This window comes from Methylotenera versatilis 301 (genome assembly GCF_000093025.1).
In the GTDB taxonomy this organism is placed as follows: Bacteria; Pseudomonadota; Gammaproteobacteria; order Burkholderiales; family Methylophilaceae; genus Methylotenera; species Methylotenera versatilis.
Genome location: NC_014207.1, coordinates 301,716 through 327,762, shown reverse-complemented (window position 1 = coordinate 327,762; position 26,047 = coordinate 301,716). Strand labels below are relative to the sequence as shown.

Genomic DNA, 26,047 nt, shown 5'->3' with positions numbered 1-26,047 from the left:
AATTAAGATTGGATTAATGCGTGGTTACAAAACACATAAATAAAGTGGTACTCATTACTGGCGGAGCAAAACGCGTAGGCGCGGCAATATGTCGTAGCCTGCATGCGGAAGGTTTTAACTTGATGATTCATTACAAAAACTCAATCAAAGAAGCACGCGCCTTGCAAGCTGAATTAAGTTTACAACGCCCAAATTCTGTAGCAATCATTCAAGGCGACTTATTGAATATCGCCAGCTTGCCTAATTTAATTAGCGAAACCATTAGCCACTTTGGCCGCTTAGACGTGCTAATCAATAATGCGTCCACTTACTATCCCACCGAAATTGGCGAGATTGATGAAACTAAATGGCAAGACTTAATGGGTAGCAATTTAAAAGCACCACTGTTTTTATCTCAAGCTGCTGCGCCAGAACTACGCAAAAACCATGGCTGCATTGTCAACATTACCGATATGCACGTAGAACGCCCGAAAAAAGGCTACATTGTTTACAGTGTGGCGAAGGCTGGTTTAGTGACACTGACCAAATCCTTAGCGCATGAATTAAGCCCTGAAGTGCGGGTCAATGCAGTCGCGCCCGGCCCTGTACAATGGCCTGAAAACAACCCGCAGTTTAATGAGGTGTATCGTCAACGCGTTATCAACCAAACCTTACTTAAGCGAGTAGGTGAAGCAGAAGACGTAGCGAAAGCGGTAAAATTTCTGGTGACAGATGCGCCTTTTATTACCGGTCATGTGTTGGCTGTGGATGGCGGACGAAGTTTAAACTTGTAGGGCTAATGCTTATTCTCTCATCACAGAGCTAGTCAATTAGCGAGTAAAATCATTCTCTAGTGGCTCAAAAAGCAGCCGACTCAATCGCCTTAATTACGCCAATCACGCTATCTGCTGGAATCGCTTTGGAAAGTAAAGTGCCCTGCGCCGCATAACAGCCTAAATGTTTGAGTTGTTGATACACCTCCACATTCTCAACCCCCTCGGCGATGACTTCTAGGTTTAAATTCTTCGCCAATTCAATTGTGGAGCGGACTATCGTTTCACTGTATTTATCGTTGAGTACTTCTCTAATAAATTGCTGGTCGATTTTAAGATAATGTAGCGGTAGCTGCTGCAAATGCAGCAATGAGCTATAACCAGTTCCGTAGTCATCAATACTAATTTTAACGCCTAAATCCATTAAATTTGTCAGCGCTTTTTTGGCGTAAGCTGGATTGGAAAGCGCACTTGACTCGGTGAGCTCAATTTCCATATACATGGCCAGCATATTATTTTGTATCAACGCAACCCGAATTTCATTGGCTAAATCATAATTCATCAAATCCCTAGCCGTCACATTTAATGCAATACAAATCTCTAAGTCTTGCGCTTTCCAAATGCGCCATTGTTTGGTTGTGTCATTTAGGACCAAAGTAAATAGACTGTGAATTAAATCTGTTTCCTCAATTTGTTGCATGAATTTGTCTGGAGTTAATAAACCGCGCTCTGGATGTTGCCACCTAATCAGTGCCTCCACCCCTGTTACTTTCTGACTATTGATATGAAGTTTAGGTTGGTAATACACTATTAGCTGATGCTCAGCAACAGCTCTACGAAAATCAGTCAAAACCCAACTTCGATCTTCTTCAAGATCTTTATTTTTATCATACTCCTCTACTTGAGATTGGCTTTTCTTTGCCCACATTAACGCGCGCTCGCTTTCTTTTAGCATAGTGGTAAAGCTTGATTTTTCGAACGCCGAACTTATCGAAATACCTATACTAAAGGCCATCTTAATCGGAATACCATTGATGCTCATAGGCTTATCTAACAATCGATGAACATGCCAAGCTTGCGCTTGAATATCCTGTCTATTTTTAATGTTACACATCAATAATGTGAATTCATCACCATCGATTCTTGCAAAGTGGTAACCTTTCTTAAGACTATCCACATAAAGATTTTCTGCAATAGTCTTGAGAATATAATCCCCAGTACTAAATCCAAAAGTATTATTAATCGCTTTAAAGCCATCTACATCAATAATGAGTAAACCGTTATATCCTCGGCCATAAAGCTTACTCACATTATCAATGTTTGCGCCAACCACATGTTCAATATGATTTCGATTCGGAATACCTGTTAGATAGTCTGTTCTATTTTGCGTTTCTAATTGCTGCGTCATATGAATGATATTCTGCATGGATACTCTAAGCTGGTACCAGCCAAGCAGGATGACTAAAAAGAATCCAACTAGAATACCTATCGTGGCTGGATGCAACGCCTTAAAATAAATAACCAGTAGTGTGAGAGGCAATAACAATACCAAAGGCAAAAGCAACGTTAATACATTATTGGCATGGCTACTTTCTTCGCTCAGCTTAGGGATTCCTAATTTCTTCATTTCTGGATGCAAAGCCAGTGCACCATAATTGATATAGGCTAACAGCCATAAGATTAAATTTAAATTATTAGGTACGGCTAAACTACGGCTCGTACCGTGAAAATAAGACTCTCCAGCGGCAAAAAATATTGTGGCCATTGCAAGAAAAATGAATGCTTTAGATTGATTAGCTTCGCTGCTTACCCACATCCAAAACAGTATGCCAATTTCTACATAGGACATTGTCGGATAAATCATCCTGAAGGTTTGTGGAAGATGAATAGAGAACCCATATTGGACAATGGTAGGTAAGAATAGAAACTGCCAGCCAATTAATATCAAGCTGGTTGCCATAATCCAGCCCTGAAAAAAGCCATGCTTTGGGAATTTTCGATGTTGCTGGCTGGCAAATTGCCACAACGAGACAGCGAAGCATAAATGCCCCAATAACAAAAAACCATCAGCTGCTGACAAGCCAGCTCCAAATACTCCGCTAGCATCACTATTGGCTTGAATAAGAGCACCTACAAACTGCAAAGTTAGGGCAAGCACTAAATAAATCCATGGGCTAAGCACTTCAGGTTTATTGAACCTTACTCCCCAATAAGTGCCTAGTACGCCGTAACTGAAAATTGAAAAACACCAGATTTCGCGCACACCCAATTCACTGGCTAAAGGCAAAAATAGTACGAACAAAACTCCTAAGCTTAAATAGGCTTTCCAATCAACCATGATTTTCATTAACTGCCCCTTTGAATAAACAAGGCTTACTCGTTAAACCAATCCAACATGAAGCCAGCCATGGGTGGTAAATGCGCAATGACTACCAAAAATTACAAACTCTATAAGATATATGTATGGTTTTATTCAAAAAAATTGTAAAGCATTGTTAAATTACAAGTATGGGCTGCGGCTTAAAATGTAAAACAGGGTAGGAAACTAATGCCTGCCTTACGTTATAATCATGATGAATAGCAGAGATTAATGAGCACATATGATTAACCACTTACCAGCAAACCATTCCAATAACTTCATCAAGCTACGCAATAGCCTGATTAGCGCCACGGGCAAAGCGATTGGCGATTACAACATGATAGAAGAAGGCGATACCGTGCTGGTGTGCATGAGTGGCGGTAAGGATTCTCACGCCATGCTGATGATACTGCTAGCGCTGCAAGAGCGTGCGCCGATTAACTTCAAACTCATTGCCATGAATTTGGATCAAAAGCAGCCTGGCTTCCCTGCTGACATTTTGCCTGCTTACTTTGAAAAGCTTGGCATTGATTACCGTATTGTAGAAGCGGATACTTACTCAATAGTAAAAGAGAAGATCCCTGAAGGTGCAACGACTTGTAGCCTATGCTCACGTTTGCGTCGCGGCATTATTTACACCACGGCAAAAAAACTCGGCGCCAATAAAATTGCGCTTGGACACCACCGTGATGATATTGTAGAAACACTATTCCTTAATATGTTCTTTGGCGCGAAATTAAAAGCCATGCCGCCTAAGCTTTCAACCAATGACAAACAAAATATCGTGATTCGCCCACTAGCCTATTGCAGCGAAAAAGACATTGCCAGCTACGCGCGCCAAATGGAGTTCCCTATCATTCCATGCGATTTATGCGGCAGTCAAGAAAATTTACAACGTCAAAAAGTAAAAGATATGTTGCAAGCTTGGGAACGCGAACAACCAGGTCGTATTAACAATATTTTCCGTGCGATTGGCAACGTAGAGCCTTCACACTTGGCTGATTTTGATTTATATGACTTTAAAGGCTTAAGCCAAGCCAAGCCAGAAGACGAAGATCCGCTTTTCGGCGACATCGCTAAGGAAAGTGAAGCGCTAAGCTTAAATAGCACTGATGGCACACGAATCGAATTTATTCGAAACACATAATGTTACATATTATTCGATAAATTTGCGTAGTATGTGCGGTAAGTTGTTGTCTTATAGCCATTTACCTTGCTATTATCCGAGTTGTAAGCTTAGCAATTCTATAATTCAGCCCATTTAATCACTCATTCTTCTAGGCATGCATGTCCAAACTGTTAATTGTTGAATCTCCTTCCAAAGCAAAAACGCTCAAGAAATATCTTGGTAGCGACTTTGAAGTGCTTGCCTCTTACGGACATGTGCGCGACTTGATTCCGAAAAATGGTGCGGTTGATACCGCCAATGATTTCGCCATGAAATACGACATTATTGAGCGTAACAGTAAACATGTAGACGCAATTGCCAAGGCTGTGAAAAGTGCTGATAGCATCTATCTCGCAACCGATCCGGACCGCGAAGGTGAAGCGATTTCATGGCATATTGCCGAAATTTTAAAGTCTAAGAACTTACTTAAAAATAAAGTCATGAAACGTGTCGTGTTTCATGAAATCACCAAAAGTGCAGTTGAACACGCCATCGCCGAGCCGCGCGACATCTCTATGCCTATGGTCAACGCACAGCAAGCTCGCCGTGCTTTAGATTACTTGGTAGGCTTTAATTTATCACCGCTATTGTGGAAAAAAATCCGTCGTGGACTATCTGCAGGACGAGTACAAAGCCCCGCGCTACGCTTAATTGTTGAGCGTGAGCTTGAGATTGAAGCGTTTAAATCACAAGAGTACTGGTCTATTCATTTAGATGCTTTAAAACATAGTCATGGCTTCACGGCGAAACTAATACAGCTCAACAATCAAAAAGTTGAGCAATTCACGGTGATTAACCATGACCAACAATCTGACATTGTTGGCAAATTATTACTCGCCAGCGCAGGTAAAACAACCGTTTCACGTGTTGAAAAGAAACAACGTAGCCGCAGCCCTGCTGCACCATTCACAACATCCACGCTGCAACAAGAAGCCGTGCGTAAATTAGGCTTTACGACTTCACGTGCCATGCGTGTCGCGCAGCAGCTTTATGAAGGTATGGACGTAGGCAGCGGTACTGTGGGTTTGATTACTTACATGCGTACCGACTCATTCAGCATTGCAGCTGAGGCCATTGCGCAGATTCGTGATTACGTGAAAAAGAATTTTGATGCAGAGTACTTGCCAAAAGCTGCCATTCAATACAAGACTAAATCAAAAAGTGCGCAAGAAGCCCATGAGGCGATTCGCCCAACCGACATTAGCCGTACACCTGCTAGCGTTCGCCAATACTTAACAGACGAGCAATTTAAACTGTATGAAATGATTTGGAAACGCGCATTGGCTTGCCAAATGGCGCCTGCTAAATTTGATGCAGTGAGCGTAGATTTAAGCGTAGGTTCTGATGCCAATTTATTCCGTGCTTCTGGTCAAACCCTAGTATTTCCAGGTTTTATCGCGGTTTACATGGAAGGTACTGACGATGAGGAAGAGGAAGGCGAAAGCAAACTTCCACACCTTGAAACTGGCGAAGTGCTGACCGTTGAAAAAATCTACGGTGACCAGCATTTCACCGAGCCACCACCGCGTTATGGTGAGGCGAGCTTAGTCAAGATTTTAGAAGAGTACGGTATTGGTCGCCCTTCTACTTACGCAAGCATCATTAGTACGCTTCAAGACCGTGAATATGTATTATTAGACAAAAAACGCTTTACGCCGACTGATGTTGGACGTGTGGTGAATAAGTTTCTCACAGAGCACTTCACCAAATATGTGGATTACGGCTTCACCGCCAACCTCGAAGATGCGCTTGATAGCGTTGCCGAGGGGGAGCGTGAGTGGTTACCGCTTATGGCGGAATTTTGGCAAGGTTTCAACCAACAATTACTCAGCAAAGCAGATGTTGAGCGCCCAGGTAATGAGTTGATTGATGAAGCTTGTCCTAAATGTGGCAAGCCGCTACAAAAACAACTTAGCCGTTTTGGCACATTTATCGGTTGTACAGGCTATAACGACGAACCTAAATGTGATTACAAACGCAGCTTAAATGGCGCAGCACAAGTTGGTAGCGATCCAATCATCATTGGTAACGATGATGAATCTGGCAAAGAAATCATGCTGATGAATGGCCCATACGGCCCTTATTTACAACTGGGTTTAGCCGTTGAAGGTGACAAAAAGAAACCAAAACGCGTCAGCGTACCTAAAGAAATCTCACTAGCGGATATGAATTTAGAAACCGCGAAAATGGTGCTATCTTTACCACGTGACCTTGGTTTACATCCAGTCACGAATAAAAAGATTGTGGCTAATATTGGTCGTTTTGGGCCTTACGTGAATCACGATGCTAAATTCAAATCGATCCCAAAAACTGACAGCGTATTTACCATTGATCTAGATGGCGCAGTAGCCTTATTAGCGGCAGCTCATACTGGCCCAGCGCCATTAGCCACTTTAGGCAACCATCCAACTGAAGATGGTCAGATTGAAGTGTTTGCAGGTCGCTACGGTCCTTATGTGCAACACGGCAAGATTCGTGCAACGCTGCCAAAAAGCGTAGAACCTGAATCGCTAACTTTGGATGAAGCTTTGGAATTATTGATGGCTAAAGCGCAAAAAGAAGCGCCAGCCAAAAAGACGACTACGAAAAAGCCAACTGCGAAAAAAGCACCTGCAAAAAAACCCGCTGCAGCTAAAGCCACGGCTAAAAAACCAGCGGCAACTAAGACCGCAACGAAGAAACCTGCTGCTAAAAAAGCTGCCGTTCAATAGCCTTAGACCAATAATCTTAGGCTCAATAATCTAGGAGCTAACTAGTTTTCGGCAATAAAAAAGCGGCTTTTTAGCCGCTTTTTTATTGCTCGTATTTCTTGTTTAACCGCTAACATTCTCGCCCAATGAGCCAGTATCGTTATACTCTATCCATTTACGAATTCTATTAGCATCACCAATACGTGACTGCTTGCCTGCTGAATCCAACAAAACAATAATCATAGGCTGACCAGAGATTTCTGCTTGCATCACTAAGCAGCGCCCGGCTTCATTGATAAAGCCAGTTTTAGACAAACCTATCACCCAATCACTACCGCGTACTAGTGAATTAGTATTCACAAAGTTAATTGGATTTTCACGACCATACAATGTAATTTCTTGTGAAGCTGTTGTAGTTACTTGACGAATTTCAGGGTAATGGTATGCAGCATTCACCATTTTCACTAAATCTTCTGCGGTAGAAACATTGTTGCTATCTAAGCCTGTAGCATCATAGAAACGTGTAGATTTCATACCCAATACTTCAGCTTTACGATTCATCGCCACCATGAATGCGCCAATACCACCTGGGTAATTACGCGCTAATGCAGAAGCCGCACGATTCTCTGACGACATCAGAGCAAGCTGCAAAAGCTCGCCACGAGTAAGCTGAGTACCTACATTTAATCTAGAATGTGTGCGTTTTAGATAATCAACATCTTCATCACCGATAAACAACAAATCGTCCATCGGTAAATGTGCGTCTAACATCACCATTGCCGTCATCAACTTAGTGACAGAGGCGATGGGCGTAGATTGATTGGTATTTTTTGCGTAGATGATTTCACCAGTCAGCTGATTAATCACTAAGGCTTTAGATGAAGCTAGCTCTAATGGTCCACTACCGTCGTAGGCCCGTGGCACCGACATGCTTACTTTCTGAACGTGTACTCTTGATTTTTTAACACCAGCGACATTTCTATTCAGCTTATATTTTGCAAGGTCATAGTTGCCGGCTTTATTTTTTTGATATTTGGTATGCGACACTTTGATGTGAGATACCACATGCTTATGCGTTTTTTTTGCAGCCGCGTACGAAAGCATGGGCGACAAGCTTAGTGTCAAGGCGGTATAAAGTAGTATAAGTTTGCGCATAAATAAATTAGTTTCTTTTACGTCATAGAGTTACGAGATAATTCTATATAAAAACTTTAGCTTTGTCATTAAAAATGTTTATCTTTGATAATACTCTTAATTTAAGGGTTCATTATGCATGAATTTCATTTTCATAATTCTATAATTAACAATATAATCACAGGCTTATTCATCATTAAGCAGTTATTTTCAGAGCACCCAAAATGCAAATTCCAAAGACTATTCTATACAGCAACGAACATTTATGGACTAAAGCATCGACTGATGGCGCATGGGAGGCTGGCATTACAGACTACGCGCAGGATTTACTGGGGGATATTGTGTTTATAGAAGCCCCTGCAATTGGCACTAAGCTAGTGGCAGGACAACCTTGCGGCCTCGTTGAATCAGTAAAAACAGGTTCGGATTTACACGCTTTGGTTAATGGTGAAGTGATTGAAATCAATCAAGAGTTGATTAACTCACCAGAGTTAATCAATGAAAAACCATATCAAGCATGGATATTTAAATATAAGCCGAGTGACGATGATGTGAGCAAGACCCTGTTATCTGCCGAGGCATACCAAGCTTTACTTGACGGCGTTGCTTAAGGACTTTAGTAATCCTACCAAGCAAAGCCTACTTACTAAAAATCAAGCGTACGGAATCTAATAGCTTTTCTATTTCAGCCTTAATGTTTGCGCTGACTAGCTGCTCGATTCTTGGCACTTCAACACTCAGTATTTCCTGAACCTTATTGGCTAACGCTTGCTCAACTTCAGGCAATTCTGCATTTAGCGTTTGCTTGAATTCTTGCTTGCTTGCATCTGCCATTCCCACAAAATCTTGTTTTATGCTTGCGGTTAACTCACTAGCCAAGCCTTGATATAGCAATGGAAAAGCTTCGCTGACTTCTTTATCCAGCTGCTGTTTAGATTTCAATTGCAACGCATCCAAATAAATCGTGAGCTCAGTATGCGATTGCGCAGTCAGGCCTTGATAAATCGTTGACAATTCACGCGCCAGATTATTCTGATGCTCAGTTAAAATGTCTTCATGCAGGCGCGTTATTTTATCTTGTAATGCATGGCTGGCATCTTCTACTGTTTTGGTTTCTAGCCCAGATAAAGTTGTCTGCAACTTTTCCGTTAACGAGTCTTGCAACATAGGTAACGCACCAATGAGTTTCGCTTGCACTTCGGCAATGCCCTGCGCTTGCATTTGCACTAGAGCGTTATCTAAATCCGACTTCAAGTTAGTCGCTACCTGAGTTGTATTTTCAATCGTTGCAGTTTCCAAAGTTTTTAAAGTTTCCTGCACCCGGTTCGTCAGTACCTGCTCCATAGCTGGCAATGCAGCGGCGAGCTTAGCCTGCACCTCGGCCATCCCATTTTCATGCATCTGACCCAACGCGCTTTCCAAGTCAGATTTGGCTAAGTTAGCACTTGATTGCAAAACTTGAGTAGCGCTTTCAAGCGCATTACTTTCTAAATTGGCTAAGTTTGCTTCAAACTGCTTAGTAACGGCTTGCTCCATCATGGGCATTACTTGGCTAAGTTTGGCTTGCATTTCGTCCAAACCTCTAGCCTGCATTTCACTTAAAATATTAGCTAAGTCAGCTTTGATAATGTCTGCATTTGCATGCATCATTTTAGGAATTTCTGTGGCTAAGTCTGCTCTCACTTTATCCACATACACAGCACTATTCTCCATAACCGCCTGCTGCGCGCTTGCCACGGCGTGACTAACTTCCTGCGCTACTGAATCTTTGATTTGTTCAACCGAAGTTTGTTGTGCCTGAACAATAGCGGTATGAATAGTTTCCATCAAGCTGGCATGGCTAGCCTGCTGCGAGGTGTTGAGTTCTTCGTTGATATGCTGTGTTAATCTAGTACTAGCCAACTCTTGAATCGCATTAGATTTATCTTCTAGCAGTTGCGATTGCAATTCATACTGCTCTTTCAGCGCATCAGCAAGAAAATTCTGACTCGCTTTTTGTATCTCTGCTGACTCGTGAAGTAAATCATCATGCATGCGTTTTTTAAACTTCTGTATGACGGCATGTTCAATTTCTTCCTCAAGCTGCAGCTTTAATTGCGGCCTAATTTGCGCAGTCAGCTCTGCAATCAAGTCTGCAGTGATATTGATCGGCTTAATAGATTGTGCAGATTTGACGTGCACTTCTGTTAATAAGGGAATATCTTCTTCTTGCATAATTAAGCCTAATGAAAATTAGATTGAGCACTCATCAACTGTGACCGGAACTACGGCTTAAATAGCTGCCGCATCCGTTGATTTTATATCATAGCCACGATCTTTATAAAATCTAAAACGCACTCTAGCAGCAGCTTTATCAGCCTCATCGCTACCGACTAATTCGACCAAGTATCTAAATCTACTAAAAAAAAGCGGCTGCGCCGTTTGCAGATTAATTAACACATCATCTTGTAATAAGTTTTCACCTTGCGCATCTATCACAATAGGCGAGAATTGACTATGCGCTTCATTCACATGGCTATTTGCCAAAAAACTGCTGGCTGAATGCGACCATAGTAGGTTTTGCATCTCACTACTCATGGCATCGTTTTGCGTATAAATAGTGAGTTGGCGCCCTTTAGCAAGCGCCTTTTCACACAGCTCTACAGTTTTTGCAAACTTATCAGGCACATTAAAATAGAATTCAACACGAGTCATGACGTGTGCTATTTTTTCGAGCTATTCGCTCTATTCACTAAAAATGCGGTTAATAGTGGCACTGGACGACCAGTCCCCCCTTTTTCTTTGCCCGACTTCCAAGCAGTGCCAGCAATATCCAAATGTGCCCAATCATATTTTTTTGCAAATCGAGATAAGAAACAGGCCGCGGTAATACTACCAGCTGCACGACCGCCAATATTAGCCATATCAGCAAAATTACTATCGAGCAAAGGTTGGTAGTCATCCCACATCGGCATGTGCCATGCGCGGTCTAATGCTTTTTCACCAGCCTGCAATAGTTCTTTTGCTAAGTCGTCATTATTGCTAAATAAACCACTTGCATGATGCCCCAAAGCAATCACACAGGCACCTGTCAACGTTGCAATATCAATCACGGCGCTTGGTTCAAAGCGTTCAGCATAGGTCAGCGCATCGCATAAAATCAGGCGGCCCTCTGCATCGGTATTCAATACTTCAATAGTGAGTCCAGACATACTGGTTAACACATCCCCAGGCCTTGTTGCGCGACCATCTGGCATATTTTCACAGGTAGGAATAACGCCTATTACATTCAAAGGCAAGTCCATTTCTGCAATGGTTTTGAACGTACCGAGCACACTTGCCGCGCCGCACATATCGTATTTCATCTCATCCATTTCAGAACCTGGTTTCAATGAAATACCGCCAGTATCAAAGGTAATACCTTTACCCACTAGCACAACTGGTTTTTGGTCTTTTTTACCTTTTAAGTGTTGCATGATAATAAATTTAGGTGGCTCTTCACTACCTTGTGACACAGCTAAAAATGAACCCATGCCTAAATTTTCAAGCTCTTCACGCTCTAAAACTTTAACCTTGAAATCATGTTTTTTACCCAATGACTGCGCTTGCTCTGCCAAGTAGCTAGGTGTACAAACATTTGGTGGCAAGTTACCTAAATCTTTTGCAAAGCTCACACCTGAAGCCAATGCCAAGCCATCGGCCAGACCAGCTTTAGCTTCTTTTACATCGCCAGCGGCTACATTAATATTCAGTGTAGCTAAGCCTTTCTTAGATTCTTCTTTTTTCTTCTTAATCGCATCAAACTTATAAGTTGCATCAAGGCTTGCTTCAACAAGATGTGCTGTTTTTTGTTTGGTTGTTAATTGCTTTACAGGTAACTCTACTAAGAAAGTAGTGGCTTTACTGGCGCCGCCATGGGCTAAAGCTTTCATTGACGCACGAGCCGCCTTGCAATATTGTTTTTCAGCAAAATCAGACTCTTTGCCTAAGCCTACCAATAAAACGCGCTCACTGGCTGTACCAGGCACGTTATGCAATATTAAAGTGGTGTCAGCTTTACCATCAAAATCACCACGTTTTAGAATATTTGAAAGGTAACCAGCGGACGCTGTATCGACAGATTGAGCAGCATCTGACAGTTTTTTATCTTCATAAACGCCTATAATCACGCAATCGCTCTGCAGCTTTAGCGGATTGTCGCTTTTTATGCTAAATTCCATAGTGCTGGATTTCATCGCTTCACCCTTTTTATATTATTAAGTTAAATTATCGCGTGTTTTACACGCAATTCATAGTTGTAAATATATAGTTACCAATAAATCATATGCTTTTTAGGCGTTCACTCTTACACGAACTCATCGCTACCGCCAGTGGTACTTTTCTTATTTTAATAGGGATTGTCATCGCGCAACGCGCGGGTTACTTGGTTCAACTGGCGGCAAAAGGCGTTCTACCTAACGATGCCATCACTACCATATTAGGCTTCAACATCATTCGGTTTATGCCTTTATTGTTATCCCTGAGTCTATTTTTAGCGATACTACTGACACTATCTCGCTGGTATAGAGACTCCGAAATGGTGATTTGGTTTAGTGCGGGTCTTAGTATCACTAGCTGGATACGCCCAATACTAGTATTTGCCACTCCTATTGTGGTAATTATTGCTTTTTTAAGTCTATTTGTAACCCCTTGGGCCACCAACAAAGTAGAGGATTTTCGTGTGCAGCTTGAAAGCCGTGATGACTTAGCTGCCATTAGTCCTGGCGTGTTTAAAGAATCTGCGCATGCAGATCGCGTATTCTTTATAGAGAGTTTTGATGAGTTGGGCAACATTGTTAAAAACATCTTTGTTCAATCGATTCAACATCAAAAATTAGGGATTATTGTCGCGGCACAAGGTAGCCGGCTGGTCGAGAAAAATGGCGATAACTTTTTGCTAATGGAGCACGGCCATCGTTACGAAGGAGCTCGCGGCACATCTGAATACTCAACAACAGAGTTTGAGAAGTACGCCATTCGCGTGGAAGCAAGCGAGGCAAAGCGTGAGCCACCTTCAACGCAATCGATTTCCAGTCGTGATTTAATCATGAATAAAAGTAATAATAATATTGCTGAATTGCAATGGCGCCTTGCTATGCCGGTTTCTGCGCTGATACTTGCTCTGCTAGCCATCCCTTTAAGCGCATTAGATCCTCGTGCAGGACGCTCAGCAAATTTTGCACTGGCTATCGTGATTTATATTATCTACAACAATTTACTCAATATCATTCAGGCCTGGATTGCGCAAGGTAAAGTGAGTGGAATTATAGGGCTATGGCCTATCCATTTAGTCTTCGGCACCTTGGTTTTTTATATGTTTTATAGACGCGCTTTGCAGCTACCGATTTTACCCAGCATTCCTCGGCCTTCATGGTTAAAACTGCCAAAGAAAGCTAAACGTTAGATCCGAAAATAGTGATCTAGATTTCATATGAAAATTCTAAATAAATATTTACTCAAAGAGATTGTGAGCAATGTGCTCATGGTCATGCTGGCACTTATTGCCATGTTCTCTTTCTTCGATTTAATTCAAGAGTTAGATGCTTTAGGCAAAGGTAGCTATGGCCTTGGTAAAATTTTATTATTCGTATTACTCAGCGCACCCGGCCATGTTTACGATGTGATGCCTGTAGCAGTGCTAGTAGGTTGCATGTACAGCTTGGGGCAGCTCGCGCGTTATTCTGAGTTGGTAGTGTTAAGAGTGAGCGGCTTATCTATTTTTGATATTGCAGTTTTGCTATTAAAAATAGGCGCTATATTTACCATCATCACTTTTTTAATAGGTGAACTTGTCACACCATTTAGCGAAAAAACGGCTCAGCGCATGCGTATCAAAGCCACTGACTCTGTTGTTGCTCAAGAGTTCAGGTCTGGTCTTTGGGTAAAAGATGGTAATAGCTTTATCAACGTTGAAGAAGTGCTGCCAGATGCAACATTGCTCAATATCCACATCTTTGACTTTGATAAAAATGCAAAGCTTATCTCTACGCGTAATGCTAAAGCGGGGGAGTTTAAACATGAGTCTTGGAAACTCAAGGATGTTACAGACACCAGTTTCGACAAAGACTCTGTGAAAGTAAGCCAGTCTTTAGAGGCAACATGGCACTCTTTGATTCGACCAGAATTGCTCAATGTATTACTTATCATGCCAGAAAAAATGTCTGCATGGAATTTATATACTTATATCAACCATTTAAGTATCAACAAACAAAAGACGACGCGTTACGAGGTGGCACTCTGGGCGAAAATGATTTATCCCTTAGCATGCATGGTGATGGTGGTTCTAGCTCTGCCCTTTGGTTTTGTTCAACAACGCGCGGCGGGGGCTAGTACCAAGATTTTTGTTGGCATTATGCTGGGGGTCATGTATCAAATACTCAACCGCGTATTTGCACATTTAGGATTACTCAATGACTGGCCGCCACTATTTAGCGCCATTATGCCTACCATCATGTTTCTGATGGCGGGTGTGGCAATGCTGTTTTACGTGGAGCGTAGATAATTTTATTTTTGAGCAGCCTATCATGCAAAAATAGCCTATCACGATCTACTATGGCCCAGAAAAAGCCTATACCGAATACCATCAGACTTAGACTGGCTAGAATATACCGCAGAATCGCCGCTTTTAATGGCAACAGCTGCGCTTCTTGATTGAGCAACTTTAACTGCCAAGTTTGCATGGCAAGCGTCTGACCTTTTTTCTGCCAACACCAAACAAAATACACCCCCACAGTCAGCCATAAAAATAGCTGTAGCAAATATCGTTTAACCCCTGTTGTCGCCTCACCTAGTGATAAAACAAAAATAGTTGTGACCGCTAACGATAGCGCAATCACGACTAACGCCTCGTAAATAAGACAAGCCCCAAGCTTAAATAAACTTGGGGCTGTTGTTTGTGTTACTTGCTCATTTTGCATAGGTAATAGTTAACTTATCAATCAATTTAAATCTGCATCCTTGTAGGTATCTGGTGAATCAGCGCGCAATCTGGCTCTTTCTGACTCTGGCAGTTTTTGGTATTCCAACCATTTTTGACGCAATTCATTTTTTTTATCCGTGGGCAAAGACTGAAATTGCTGATGACTTTTTCTTGCATTCTCGCGTTCATACGGCGTCATACGACTCCAGTTGGTGAGCCGCTTCCGCACTAAATCTTGTTTGCTTGGACTCATTTTGGGGTAATCACGGGCAATATCCAACATTTTTTCACGCTGCCAAGGACGCAAAGTATCCCACTCAGAGGCTAAAGGATTTAAGATTTGTCGCTGCCCATCATTCAATTGCGCCCAAGTCACGTTAGTATCATCGGCTAAGACCACATGGTTAAATATCAATCCACTGACTAACAATGCAGCTGAAAATACTGAGACGAGTTTTAATCTCGCTTGGAAACTAACCATGTATCAAACCCCTTATCTGCAAATGCTTCTGGTGGCAATTCAGACGCCAACAAAAATGCATCACTATTTTCTAAATTATTATCTGCATTAAATTTTTGTGCGGCAAAAAATGTAAGCAACATGGCTCCAACAATAATGGCAGCAGACATCAAACGATGCTGCCCAAAATATCCACCAAAGCCATGCCCTACCCATTGCAAAACATGATCACTTCGATTGACGCCTTGGCTGGCCTCTAATTTACTGACCGCTAACTCACGTGCTTCTGATAAGCGCTGTAAAGTAACCGCATTCAAATGTTGTGAGTTATCATTCAGCAAGTTTGCCGCGAGTTTAGCTACCTGCTCATCTTCTATAAGATTGGCATTCACTAGATTTTCATTTACTTGACTGTTTTGCATATCTTTTTGAGTATCCATAGCTCACCTCCTAGCCTTTTGAGCCTTCGCTGGTTAACATTAAACTTGATAGACCTAATTTTTCTAGACCTTGTTTCTTCAATTCTATCGCCAATGAGTGAACTGCCCGAGAACAGTGCGTTTTAACGCTTCCGTCTGAGCAACCCATGACTTTTGCCGTTTCAGCAACATCCATCTCCTCCCAATAACGCAGCACGAAGGCTTCTCGTTGACGCGCAGGTAGTTTTTCTAATGCCGCTTCTATCAACTTGATGGTTTGGCTACGTTCCAACTGTGCAGCGGGCTCATCGCTGTCATCTTCTACATCTATCGTCTCTAATGGATCACGATCTTCACCATCTTCGCTGCCGCCAAATGAAGATAATAAAGTAGTCCATAAATTTCTAACTTTTTGCCTGCGCCAAAAATCTCGCATAGTGTTTTGCAAAATGCGTTGAAACAGCATCGGCAGTTCTGCTGCTGGCTTATCACCATACTTTTCTGCAAGCTTCATCATCGCGTCTTGTACAATATCTAGCGCAGCATGATCATCACGCACGGCATAAGCCGTCTGCTTAAAAGCACGACGTTCTACCGACGCAAGGAAATCTGAAAGTTCTCTAGTTGTTGCCATTGCGCTTACGGTTGATTGATATATTATAAGTTGTTGACGCAGTCATTAGCGAAAGTATATCAGGTTTACATTTTGAACTAGACCAAGCTTTGGTTACAATCGTATCAATTATTTAACAGGTGCAAAATCTTATGTGGCGACTGATTTTTTTAGGCGTAATCATTTATTTACTGATCGTAGCTTTTAAGCGCAACAAAGCTGGCGCAAACAATGACGATAAAAATATCAAGAAAGATACGCCTGTAAAAGAGCAGGAAATAGAAAACATGGTGCAATGTGCTTCATGTGCGGTACATTTACCGAGGTCAGAAGCATTTCTGGTCAATGGTGAGTTTTACTGCAGTAAAGCTCACATCCCTAAATAGCTCATCATCACTATCACTATTTAAATTGAACCCCAAGAAATTAAATTCAGAAGTGTTAGATTCTAACGTCAAACAAAGTCTTGCCGACTCTATTGACCTATCGCTTCAGCGCCATGCAATCAACATACTCAACATATTTCGCTTTGTTTTAAGTTTAGTTTTTATTGTTTCTTATCTTTACCTGGGTAAAGATTCAATATGGCAAGGCGGCTACGCCATACTCACATTCAAACTGTCGATTGCCTACTTTATCTTTAGCATCTTCATTTTACTCATTAGTCCACTAAAGTCTGACGTGTATCGGCTTTCCTTACCATTTCAAATCACGGCTGATATTGTTTTTATTATTTTATTTATGCTTGCTGCTGGCGGCATCACTAGCGGGCTAGGGCTTTTACTTGTCATTATTATAGTTATCGCCAGTTTAGCCAGCAATGGTAGGTTGTCATTATTCTATGCTGCCATCGCCACTATTGGCTTATTGCTTGAGCAGAGCTACCAAATACTCGAAGATAATTTATCTGCGGCAACCTATACACAGCCAGTGATGCTAGGCTTAAGTTGCTTTGCGACAGCATGGCTGGCTTATAGTCTAGCGAAACGTATGCAGCACAGTGAAGCACTTGCTTCTGCGCGCGGCATTGATATTGAAAACTTGTCGCAAGTTAATGCCCTCATTACACAAGAGATGCAGGATGGCGTTATTGTGGTGGATGAAGACTTAAATATTCGCCACAGTAATTTGCAAGCCACCGCACTACTTTCCTTAGCACAAGATAACGAAGCTAATTTCACCTTAACCAAGCAAGCGCCTGAGATTGCGACAATGTTTAATGATTGGGTCAATGGCGCGGACGAAAAGAACAACTCGAATATTTCCATCAGCAACCGTGAGTTAAAGCTCAGGTTTATGCCTATCAATCAACAGAAAGACTCGCCTTTATCAGACAGGAATGCTGGCGCGGTAATTTTCATTCAAGATTTGAGCCAAATTCAAACGGCAGCGCAACAAGCTAAACTGGCGGCTCTAGGCAGATTAACTGCCAATATCGCACATGAAATTCGCAACCCATTAAGCGCAATCAGTCATGCGAACCAATTACTACAAGAGGATGAAAATAACTCTAAATCGACTGAACGACTACTCGAAATTGTGGCTGATAATATTGGGCGTATCGACCAAATTATCAAAGATGTGCTTGAACTAAATAGACGCGACCGCACGCAGCAAGAGCTCTTTGAAATAAGTGACTTCCTCAGCAGCTTCCATGCACAATTTTGTGCAGTGGAGAAAGTATTGGACACACAATTTCAGCTGGATAATCTATCACAAAAAACGCTCTCTTTTGACAAGCGCCATCTAACGCAAATTTTATGGAATTTATGTAAAAATGGCTGGGAGCATAGTCAAAAACAAGCAGGTAGCCTAAAAATTATTTGTTCTGAATTCAGTAAATCAGGCTTGAGCATACAAATTATTGATGATGGTGATGGCGTAGCCGAACAGGATCAATCTAGATTATTCGAACCGTTTTTTACCACTAAAAATACTGGGAATGGTTTAGGGCTTTATATTTCACGTGAGTTAGCTGAAGCCAATGGCGCAAAACTGAAATACCAAGCACTTGCTAGCGGCAGTGTCTTTATTTTGCAGCTAAAAAAGGCATAATAGCGCATGACAAAAAAACTGACCTGCTTAATCGTTGACGACGAAACTGATATCCGTGAATTACTCACAATGACCCTAGAGCGCATGGATATTGATACTTATAGTGCGAGTAATATTCAAGAAGCCAAATCTTTACTCACACAACGTCAATACGCACTGTGCTTAACAGACATGCAAATGCCGGGCGGGACTGGGCTGGATTTAGTCAATTACATCAATGAATTTCACCCAGGCTTACCAGTTGCAGTCATCACCGCCCATGCCAGCGCTGAAAATGCAGTATCTGCACTTAAAGCTGGTGCTTTTGATTATCTAAGTAAGCCTATTTCACTCAAGCAATTACGCCCAGTGATCGAGTTCGCACTCAAGCTCACATCGCAAGCCAGTACCAGCAAAGGCGATGCACTTGAGATGGTCGGTGATTCTGAGCCTATGGTGCATGTACGTGCAATGATCACCAAGCTTGCGCGTAGCCAAGCGCCGGTTTATATTAGCGGCGAGTCTGGCAGCGGTAAAGAACTTGCAGCAAAACTCATCCACAAGAACAGCTCTAGGGGTGACGGTGCTTTTATTGCGGTGAACTGCGGCGCGATTCCAGAAAACTTGATGGAAAGCGAATTTTTCGGCTACAAAAAAGGTTCTTTTACAGGCGCAAGCCAAGATAAAGAAGGTATGTTTCAAGCGGCGAATGGCGGGACTTTATTTTTAGATGAAGTCGCTGACTTACCGCTGGCGATGCAGGTTAAACTCCTGCGTGCTATTCAAGAGAAAAAAGTGCGTATGGTAGGCGGCACCAATGAAGAGGCCGTGGATGTACGCATTATCAGCGCCACTCATAAAAACCTAGCTGAAATGATGGATGCAGGGCTGTTCAGGCAGGATTTGTATTACCGCCTAAACGTTATTCAACTTAAAATGCCTTCTTTGCGCGACCGTCCAACTGATATTCCCTTACTAGCAAATTTATTACTCGCAAAACTATGCGCCTACCAAAAAATCAGCATGCCTGAATTAGATAGCGACGCGCAGGCCTATATCTCAAAAATGCAGTTTCCTGGCAATGTGCGCGAGTTAGAGAACATGCTGGAGCGAGCTTTGGCCATGAGTGATGGCAAAATAATTACCATTGAAGATTTAAGCTATGAGAGCAGCTATGGCGCTACGAGCTCAGGATTAAACACGCAGAAGAACTCAACGTTTAATGGCGAAAAACCATTAGACCTCAATTTACCTGATTACCTTGAAGACGTTGAGAAAAAAGCGATCGTTAAGGCATTAGAGAAAACTAATAACAACAAGACAGCGGCGGCGAAGTTGCTTGGCGTAAGCTTTCGCACTTTGCGTTACAGGTTATCTAAGCTGGGCTTGGCTAAAGAAAGTGATTTAGACCCAGACTTTGAAAACGATGATGCCTAGTTAAGCGTCAGTCTAACTAGGCATCAATCTAATAAGCAGTTTAGGCTAATACTTTTAACTTAACACTAGCACCAAATAAGTCACATACATCGCACCATTCACCAGCAAATGCCAAACTCTGATACCGCCTTTAGCAACTAAATATCGCAACCAGATTGACGCAAGCAAGGTCATGGCAATACCTAACACCACTTCTTTGCGCGGCTCCCAAGGCGTTAGCATAATACCAATCGCAGGTAGCAAAGTACCTTGAAATACCATGGCGCCAGTAATATTACCGAATGCCAAAGTATCTTTGCCTTTGCGTATCCATAAAATACTGTTCACTTTTTCAGGTAATTCTGTAGCAATCGGAATAATCAGTAAAGACAGTAACAATGCTGAAATACCCATGATGTGAGAGGCTGCCTCAACACCGTGAATAAAGCCTTTAGCGCCCGCAATCAACAAGCCCAGTCCTAACAACAACTGAATAACCACCACTACCATATTATTTGGCAAACCCGTTTTACATAAGAACATGTCGCCGCCTGCTTCTGTCGCATGGCCGTCTTCCACCAAGGCTTTTGAAGCATTAATCGTCATCATCACGTAAATAACATAAATCAATACCATGCAAGCACCCAAGCCATAACGCACCGTTGTTAAGGTGTGAGGCACGTACATGGCAACTGCTGCAAAAGTAAATGCCGCAATAAAAAAGTTAAGGTCACGTGTTAAGCCAGTGCGCTCTGGTCTTAAGTGACCTTGCGTGCCGCGACGCTTCCATACCGAAATCGCCATGAGTGAAATGGATAAAGTCGCTAGCATCAAAGGTGCGCCTAAAATTGAACCTACGCCAATTTCTTCGTTGGTCGCGACATTTTGTGTACCTGCCAACAAAGCAAGTAAAGGCACCATGGTTTCGGGCAACGCAGTGCCAACTGCAGCAAAGATAGAGCCCGTCACGCCTTCAGAAATACCAAGCTTTTCGCCCAAGTGTTCTAGCGCGTTGGTGAATACCTCTGCCGCGATTAAAATCACGATCAGCATGACGAATAACTCTAAAAATACCATCTGACTCTTCCCTAACTATTGCAAAATTTGGAGTAAATATTTGTTTGTGCCGACATTTTATCGGAATACTTCAATTTCTAACTAAATTTCGCATAAAATTAAGAACTATGAAATATTATGCAATCAACGAAGCTGGTATGGCGACTAACGCGCAATATATCGCATCGCCTAACTTTGACATTAGACCTGAGAGCGAAATCAGCTTAATCGTCATTCACAACATTAGCCTACCGCCCAGCCAGTATGGTGGTAACGGCATTATTGAATTATTTACTAATTGCCTTAATCCGAACGAACATCCTTACTACGCAGAAATATACACACGTAAAGTATCGTCACACTTTCTTATTCGACGTGATGGCAAACTCGTACAGTTTGTATCTTGCCTAGACCGTGCTTGGCATGCGGGTGTATCAAACTGGGATGGTCGGGAACGTTGTAACGATTTCTCGGTCGGAATAGAGCTTGAAGGTTCAGACTTTGAAGCATTTGAGCCAGCGCAGTACCTTACACTTAAAGAATTGATAGCAAGCCTGACTAACGCTTACCCGATTCAAGCTATAGTGGGACATTCTGATATTGCACCCATACGCAAAACAGATCCTGGACCCTATTTTGATTGGTCTCAAGTAGATAAAATACATAAAAATTAAAATCTAAATTAAGAAACGATTACTACCTAAAATATGCAAAAAAATACCCGATTTTTCTTTATCGTATTACTTTCTACCTTAATAATTGCTTGTGGCGCTAAAGATGCCTCTTCAGAAAAATCTGAAACCGATAAAAAAAGCGCAAAACCAACGCTGGTGACGATCACTCAAGTGAAAAATCAAGCCGTTGAAACCAGTGAAGAAGCTATTGGTACGCTTGAAGGATTAACAAATCCCACACTTTCTGCTGAAGTCGCTGCCCGCGTCGTTAAAATTCATGTGAATACTGGTGAAGCGGTCAAACAAGGCCAACTCGTTGCTACGTTAGATGCATCTGACTTCGGTATGCAACGTAACGAAGCGCAAGCTGAAGTCGCGCGTATTGAAGCGTTATTATCGAACCAAGTCAAAACCGTTGAGCGCAACCAAGCATTGGTGAATAAGAAGTTTATCTCGCAAAATGCGGTTGATAATGAAGTGGCGCAACAGAATGTATTAAAAGAGCAATTAGTTGGTGCTAAAGCCCGTGTTGGCAGCATTAACCACAGCAGTAGCAAAACCAAAATCTATGCGCCAGCCAGCGGCAACGTTGAAAAGAAATTGGTTGATGACGGTGAGTTTGTAAAAGTGGGTGACCCCATCATTATGATCGTTTCTAAGCAGCATCTACGTGCACACCTGCCTTTTCCTGAGTACATTGCAGCAAAACTCAAACCTGGTTTAGAAGTACGTCTCACTTCTCCAACCAGTGAAACCGTCGTTAAAAGTACAATTCACGATTTAAAACCAATGATAGTTGAAGGCAGCCGTACCGTTGATGTGATTGCTGACATACTAGGTTCGCCAGATTGGCAGCCTGGTGCCAGTGTGACGGGTACCGTTGTGCTTGGTGAACAGGCTGCCGCAATGATGGTGCCAGAGCAAAGTATCGTGTTGCGCCCTGCTGGCGAAGTCGTTTATGTAGTGCGCAATAACAAAGCCTATCAGGCCGTTGTGAAAACAGGTTCGCACCAAAATGGCATGGTAGAGTTGCTCAGCGGTGTCAATGAAAATGACACTATCGTTGTTGATGGCGCTGGGTTTTTAACTGACGACACTGCCATTAAAGTTGCGGATGTTTCAGCAGGTGCAAATACCGATAAAGCAGCCAATCAACCTAGTAAAAAAACCGCACCGTAACGCTTAAAGCTAAAGTAAACAGCACATGACATTGCCTGAACTATCCATTAAACGCCACGTTCTCGCTTGGATGGTCTCTGGCGTGATTATTCTTTTCGGCATCATTGCATACCAGCGCATTGGTGTAGACCGCGTGCCATCGATTGATTTCCCTGTCATCACGGTCAATACCACTTTACGCGGCGCTAATCCTGACGTGATTGATACCAGCATTACTAGTGTCATTGAATCTGCCATTAACACTACGCCGGGTATTGAGCATATTCAGTCCGCCTCGTCGCCAGGGGTCTCCAGCATCAGCATTACTTTTGCACTGAGTAAAAATATTGATGTGGCTTACAACGAGGTGCAATCCAAAGTAAATCAAGTAGTGCGTCGTTTACCAACGGACACTGACCCACCTGTAGTACAAAAAGTTGACTCCAACGCATCACCCGTTATCTGGCTAGCATTGAGTGGTGATCGCACCATACAACAGCTCAACTTATACGCCAGTAATGTGCTGAAAAAGAAATTTGAAACCATCAATGGCGTAGGTGAAGTCACTTTAGGTGGCCGTAGAGATCGTGTGATTCGCGTCTATATTCAGCCTGAGCGCATGGCGGCCTACAAACTCACCGCCAATGACTTAATCACAGCGTTTAATCGTGAGCATGTGCAGCTTCCAGGTGGATTTTTAGTGAGTTCACAAGCAGAACAGTTGCTAAAACTAGATCTTGAGTTTCATAAAATGACAGACCTAGCCAACATGGTCATTGTTGATAAAGCGGGTGCGCCTATCCGCCTAAAAGATGTTGCAACGCTGGAGGATGGCATTTCGGATAACCGCCAAATAGCGCGTTATAACGGTAAGCCTACGGTTGGTATCGGTATGATAAAAATCGCCAATGCCAACACTGTCGACATTATTAAAGAAGTTGAACACAGACTAGAAACAGACGTTCGCCCGAATTTACCAGCAGGCATGGTGTTGGAAATTTCCACTAATGATGGTATTTTCATCAACCAATTAGTCGCTTCACTTAAAGAGCATTTGGTAGAAGGTACATTATTTGCCGCGCTGATTGTATTAATCTTCATGCGCTCATTTAGCTCTACTGTAATGATCTGTTTAGAAATTCCAGTATCACTTTTAGGCGCAATTGCCGTGATGTATTTTGCCGGCTACACCTTTAATAGCATGACCTTGCTTGCCTTGCTATTGCTGATTGGCGTGGTGGTCGACGATGCCATTGTGGTGCGTGAAAGCATCTTGCGTCACATGGAAGGTGAAGTTGGCGAAGGTATTAGCGCAGCCGATTTAAAAAATCCACTAGCCGTTGCCGCATTCCGTACCAAAACCACTATTCTAGGCAGTAACGAAGTGGTATTTGCTGTACTAGCCTCCTCTGCCTCACTCGTTTGTATCTTCGCACCCGTGATTTTTATGGATGGCATTATCGGCATGTTTTTTAAATCGTTTGCTGTGGTGGTGACATTCGGCGTACTGGTATCGCTGCTGGTTTCTCTCACACTTACACCTATGTTGTGTTCGCGGTATTTGAGCGTCACCCACAATGAAAATGCGCTTTACAAAGCGGTTGGTCGCATATTAGGTCGCATGGATGAAGTATACAAAAAGCTTCTTTACTCATCACTCAACCATCGTGGCTTAGTGTTGTTAATCACGCTGATCTTTGTCGCTGTGAGCGGATTTTACTCACTTAAATATGTAGAGAAAGATTTTGTACCAGAGACCGACGAAGGAAGCTTTACCATCAATATTAAAACACCGCTTGGCTCAAGTCTGGACTACACCAATTCACGCTTAAAATTAGTAGAGGCAACCCTTGCTAAGCATAAAAGTGAGATAGATAGTTACTTTGCCACGATAGGCGCAGGCTCACGTGGACAAGTTAACCAAGGCAACGTCAATGTACGTTTAAAGCCAAAAGAAGAGCGCGCTAAAAGCCAACAAACCCTGATTAAGGAATTGAAAAAGGAATTAGATCAAATTCCTGGTGTACGCGCTATTCCCTCACCTAGCTCGATCACGCGAGGTCAACGGTCAGAAAAACTCCAATTCAATCTCACTGGGGTAAATTTGCAAGAAATTGGCCGCATTTCGCAATTATTACAGCGAGAGTTAGGTGCCAATAGCGACATTGGCAAGGTCGATGTCGATGTTCAGCTAGACTTACCGCAACTCAATATGCAGATTGACCGCACCAGAGCATCCGCTCTTGGCATTAGCGCCAATGATATCGCTACAGCGGTTTCACTCTATGCAGGCGGCATCAATATAGCCAAATACAATGAGTTGAATGGCGACGGCCAGCGTTACGACATCCGCATAAAAGCCAATGACTCTGAACTTGAAAGCATCGCTGATTTAAACAAAATTTATCTACGCAGCAGCACTGGTGAATTAGTCAGAATCGACGCAGTTGCAAGCTTTAGTAAAGAGTTAGGCGCCGCTGTGATTGGTCGCTATGACTTGCAATATGCAGTCAATTTTTATGCAAATCCCGCGGTTCCTCTTGGCGAAGCTGTCGACATCGTTAAAGCCACCGCGGCCAAAATTGTGCCGCCTGATTACACGCTCAAACTTACAGGCCAAGCAGAAGAGTTTGGCAAAACCATGAAAAACATCAAGTTTGTATTCGCTCTCGGTTTCCTTTTGCTCTATATGGTACTCGCCAGCCAGTTCAACTCATTTATACAGCCACTATTCATCATGCTGGCACAGCCGCTCGCCATCATTGGCGGCTTGATTGCCCTACTTATGACAGGCAATACTTTAAACATCTACTCAATGATAGGCTTGGTATTGCTGATAGGCTTAGTCGCCAAAAATTCTATTCTGCTGGTCGACCTGACCAATCAGCTGGTAGAAAAAGGCGCCAGTATTAACGACGCTCTTAAGGAAGCCTGCCCTATTCGCCTGCGCCCAGTTGTAATGACCTCACTCACCATTATTCTAGCGCTGTTACCAGCAGCGCTAGGCTTAGGCGCGGGCTCTGAAACCAACAAACCGCTATCAGTCGCGATTATTGGCGGGATGATTTCGTCAACCTTGTTAACCTTAGTTGTAGTGCCTGCGGCTTATTCGTTAGTCATGGGTAGGCTTAAAAAAACTAAACCGATAACACCACTTACAGACTGATTAGGGTGCAG

At 42.6% G+C, this 26,047-nt stretch carries 22 protein-coding genes; 12 read left to right on the top strand and 10 right to left on the bottom strand.

Going from position 1 to position 26,047, the window contains the following annotated elements:
• Positions 1 to 20 precede the first annotated feature (20 nt).
• Positions 21 to 773, top strand: coding sequence for a pteridine reductase (locus M301_RS01475; RefSeq protein ID WP_013146988.1), 753 nt, complete (start codon positions 21 to 23; stop codon positions 771 to 773).
• Positions 774 to 837: 64 nt separating this feature from the next.
• On the opposite strand, the gene M301_RS01470 is transcribed toward M301_RS01475, so the two are convergent.
• Positions 838 to 3,099 carry a putative bifunctional diguanylate cyclase/phosphodiesterase gene (locus M301_RS01470; RefSeq protein ID WP_013146987.1) on the bottom strand — a complete coding sequence of 754 codons (2,262 nt, stop codon included), beginning with the start codon at positions 3,097 to 3,099 and terminating at the stop codon, positions 838 to 840.
• Positions 3,100 to 3,352: 253 nt separating this feature from the next.
• On the opposite strand from M301_RS01470, the gene ttcA reads away from it, so the two are divergent.
• Together ttcA and topA are read left to right on the top strand one after the other, a co-directional pair.
• The gene (ttcA, locus tag M301_RS01465; RefSeq protein WP_013146986.1) at positions 3,353 to 4,258 is read left to right on the top strand and encodes a tRNA 2-thiocytidine(32) synthetase TtcA; all 906 of its coding nucleotides are present in this window, start codon (positions 3,353 to 3,355) and stop codon (positions 4,256 to 4,258) included.
• 140 nt (positions 4,259 to 4,398) lie between these two features.
• Positions 4,399 to 6,990 (top strand): type I DNA topoisomerase, encoded by a 2,592-nt coding sequence (gene topA, locus M301_RS01460; protein ID WP_013146985.1) that lies wholly within the window; start codon positions 4,399 to 4,401, stop codon positions 6,988 to 6,990.
• A gap of 102 nt (positions 6,991 to 7,092) precedes the next feature.
• On the opposite strand, the gene pbpG is transcribed toward topA, so the two are convergent.
• Complete coding sequence (gene pbpG, locus M301_RS01455) at positions 7,093 to 8,124, bottom strand: D-alanyl-D-alanine endopeptidase (RefSeq protein ID WP_013146984.1); 1,032 nt, start codon at positions 8,122 to 8,124, stop codon at positions 7,093 to 7,095.
• Positions 8,125 to 8,327: 203 nt separating this feature from the next.
• On the opposite strand from pbpG, the gene gcvH reads away from it, so the two are divergent.
• Positions 8,328 to 8,714, top strand: coding sequence for a glycine cleavage system protein GcvH (gene gcvH, locus M301_RS01450; protein ID WP_013146983.1), 387 nt, complete (start codon positions 8,328 to 8,330; stop codon positions 8,712 to 8,714).
• A 28-nt stretch (positions 8,715 to 8,742) separates the two neighbouring features.
• Here the strand turns inward: gcvH and M301_RS01445 are convergent, their stop codons facing one another.
• From M301_RS01445 to M301_RS01435, 3 genes are read right to left on the bottom strand one after another with little or no spacing between them, the layout of a single operon-like run.
• Positions 8,743 to 10,317 (bottom strand): hypothetical protein, encoded by a 1,575-nt coding sequence (locus tag M301_RS01445; protein WP_013146982.1) that lies wholly within the window; start codon positions 10,315 to 10,317, stop codon positions 8,743 to 8,745.
• Between the two features lie 57 nt (positions 10,318 to 10,374).
• Positions 10,375 to 10,797, bottom strand: coding sequence for a DNA polymerase III subunit chi (locus tag M301_RS01440; RefSeq protein WP_013146981.1), 423 nt, complete (start codon positions 10,795 to 10,797; stop codon positions 10,375 to 10,377).
• Between the two features lie 8 nt (positions 10,798 to 10,805).
• Complete coding sequence (locus tag M301_RS01435; protein ID WP_041359623.1) at positions 10,806 to 12,302, bottom strand: leucyl aminopeptidase; 1,497 nt, start codon at positions 12,300 to 12,302, stop codon at positions 10,806 to 10,808.
• A gap of 104 nt (positions 12,303 to 12,406) precedes the next feature.
• Here M301_RS01435 and lptF point away from each other — a divergent pair, with 104 nt between their 5' ends.
• Together lptF and lptG are read left to right on the top strand one after the other, a co-directional pair.
• Positions 12,407 to 13,525: an LPS export ABC transporter permease LptF gene (lptF, locus tag M301_RS01430; protein WP_013146979.1), complete on the top strand. Its 1,119-nt coding sequence runs from the start codon at positions 12,407 to 12,409 to the stop codon at positions 13,523 to 13,525.
• 27 nt (positions 13,526 to 13,552) lie between these two features.
• The gene (gene lptG, locus M301_RS01425; protein ID WP_013146978.1) at positions 13,553 to 14,623 is read left to right on the top strand and encodes an LPS export ABC transporter permease LptG; all 1,071 of its coding nucleotides are present in this window, start codon (positions 13,553 to 13,555) and stop codon (positions 14,621 to 14,623) included.
• On the opposite strand, the gene M301_RS01420 is transcribed toward lptG, so the two are convergent.
• The 4 genes from M301_RS01420 to M301_RS01405 are packed head-to-tail and all read right to left on the bottom strand — an operon-like array spanning position 14,571 to position 16,577.
• Complete coding sequence (locus tag M301_RS01420) at positions 14,571 to 15,038, bottom strand: RDD family protein (protein WP_013146977.1); 468 nt, start codon at positions 15,036 to 15,038, stop codon at positions 14,571 to 14,573. The genes lptG and M301_RS01420 overlap by 53 nt on opposite strands.
• Positions 15,039 to 15,059: 21 nt before the next feature.
• Positions 15,060 to 15,521 carry a DUF3106 domain-containing protein gene (locus M301_RS01415; protein ID WP_013146976.1) on the bottom strand — a complete coding sequence of 154 codons (462 nt, stop codon included), beginning with the start codon at positions 15,519 to 15,521 and terminating at the stop codon, positions 15,060 to 15,062.
• The gene (locus tag M301_RS01410; RefSeq protein WP_013146975.1) at positions 15,497 to 15,940 is read right to left on the bottom strand and encodes a DUF3619 family protein; all 444 of its coding nucleotides are present in this window, start codon (positions 15,938 to 15,940) and stop codon (positions 15,497 to 15,499) included. The genes M301_RS01415 and M301_RS01410 overlap by 25 nt, the downstream gene beginning before the upstream one ends.
• A gap of 10 nt (positions 15,941 to 15,950) precedes the next feature.
• On the bottom strand, positions 15,951 to 16,577 hold the full coding sequence (locus tag M301_RS01405; RefSeq protein ID WP_420794845.1) for an RNA polymerase sigma factor: 627 nt from the start codon (positions 16,575 to 16,577) through the stop codon (positions 15,951 to 15,953).
• A gap of 107 nt (positions 16,578 to 16,684) precedes the next feature.
• Here M301_RS01405 and M301_RS01400 point away from each other — a divergent pair, with 107 nt between their 5' ends.
• From M301_RS01400 to M301_RS01390, 3 genes are read left to right on the top strand one after another with little or no spacing between them, the layout of a single operon-like run.
• Positions 16,685 to 16,918 carry a PP0621 family protein gene (locus tag M301_RS01400; RefSeq protein WP_013146973.1) on the top strand — a complete coding sequence of 78 codons (234 nt, stop codon included), beginning with the start codon at positions 16,685 to 16,687 and terminating at the stop codon, positions 16,916 to 16,918.
• 52 nt (positions 16,919 to 16,970) lie between these two features.
• Positions 16,971 to 18,587: an ATP-binding protein gene (locus tag M301_RS01395; protein WP_049769993.1), complete on the top strand. Its 1,617-nt coding sequence runs from the start codon at positions 16,971 to 16,973 to the stop codon at positions 18,585 to 18,587.
• Positions 18,588 to 18,593: 6 nt separating this feature from the next.
• Positions 18,594 to 20,003 carry a sigma-54-dependent transcriptional regulator gene (locus tag M301_RS01390; protein ID WP_013146971.1) on the top strand — a complete coding sequence of 470 codons (1,410 nt, stop codon included), beginning with the start codon at positions 18,594 to 18,596 and terminating at the stop codon, positions 20,001 to 20,003.
• A 54-nt stretch (positions 20,004 to 20,057) separates the two neighbouring features.
• On the opposite strand, the gene M301_RS01385 is transcribed toward M301_RS01390, so the two are convergent.
• Positions 20,058 to 21,059, bottom strand: coding sequence for a sodium:calcium antiporter (locus M301_RS01385; RefSeq protein WP_013146970.1), 1,002 nt, complete (start codon positions 21,057 to 21,059; stop codon positions 20,058 to 20,060).
• Between the two features lie 107 nt (positions 21,060 to 21,166).
• Here M301_RS01385 and ampD point away from each other — a divergent pair, with 107 nt between their 5' ends.
• Genes ampD through M301_RS01370 form a run of 3 tightly spaced genes read left to right on the top strand, consistent with a single transcriptional unit; the run spans position 21,167 to position 26,036 of the window.
• On the top strand, positions 21,167 to 21,712 hold the full coding sequence (gene ampD, locus M301_RS01380; protein WP_013146969.1) for a 1,6-anhydro-N-acetylmuramyl-L-alanine amidase AmpD: 546 nt from the start codon (positions 21,167 to 21,169) through the stop codon (positions 21,710 to 21,712).
• A gap of 33 nt (positions 21,713 to 21,745) precedes the next feature.
• Positions 21,746 to 22,891, top strand: a complete 1,146-nt coding sequence (locus M301_RS01375; protein ID WP_013146968.1) for an efflux RND transporter periplasmic adaptor subunit — start codon at positions 21,746 to 21,748, stop codon at positions 22,889 to 22,891.
• 25 nt (positions 22,892 to 22,916) lie between these two features.
• On the top strand, positions 22,917 to 26,036 hold the full coding sequence (locus M301_RS01370) for an efflux RND transporter permease subunit (protein ID WP_013146967.1): 3,120 nt from the start codon (positions 22,917 to 22,919) through the stop codon (positions 26,034 to 26,036).
• Positions 26,037 to 26,047: the final 11 nt, after the last annotated feature.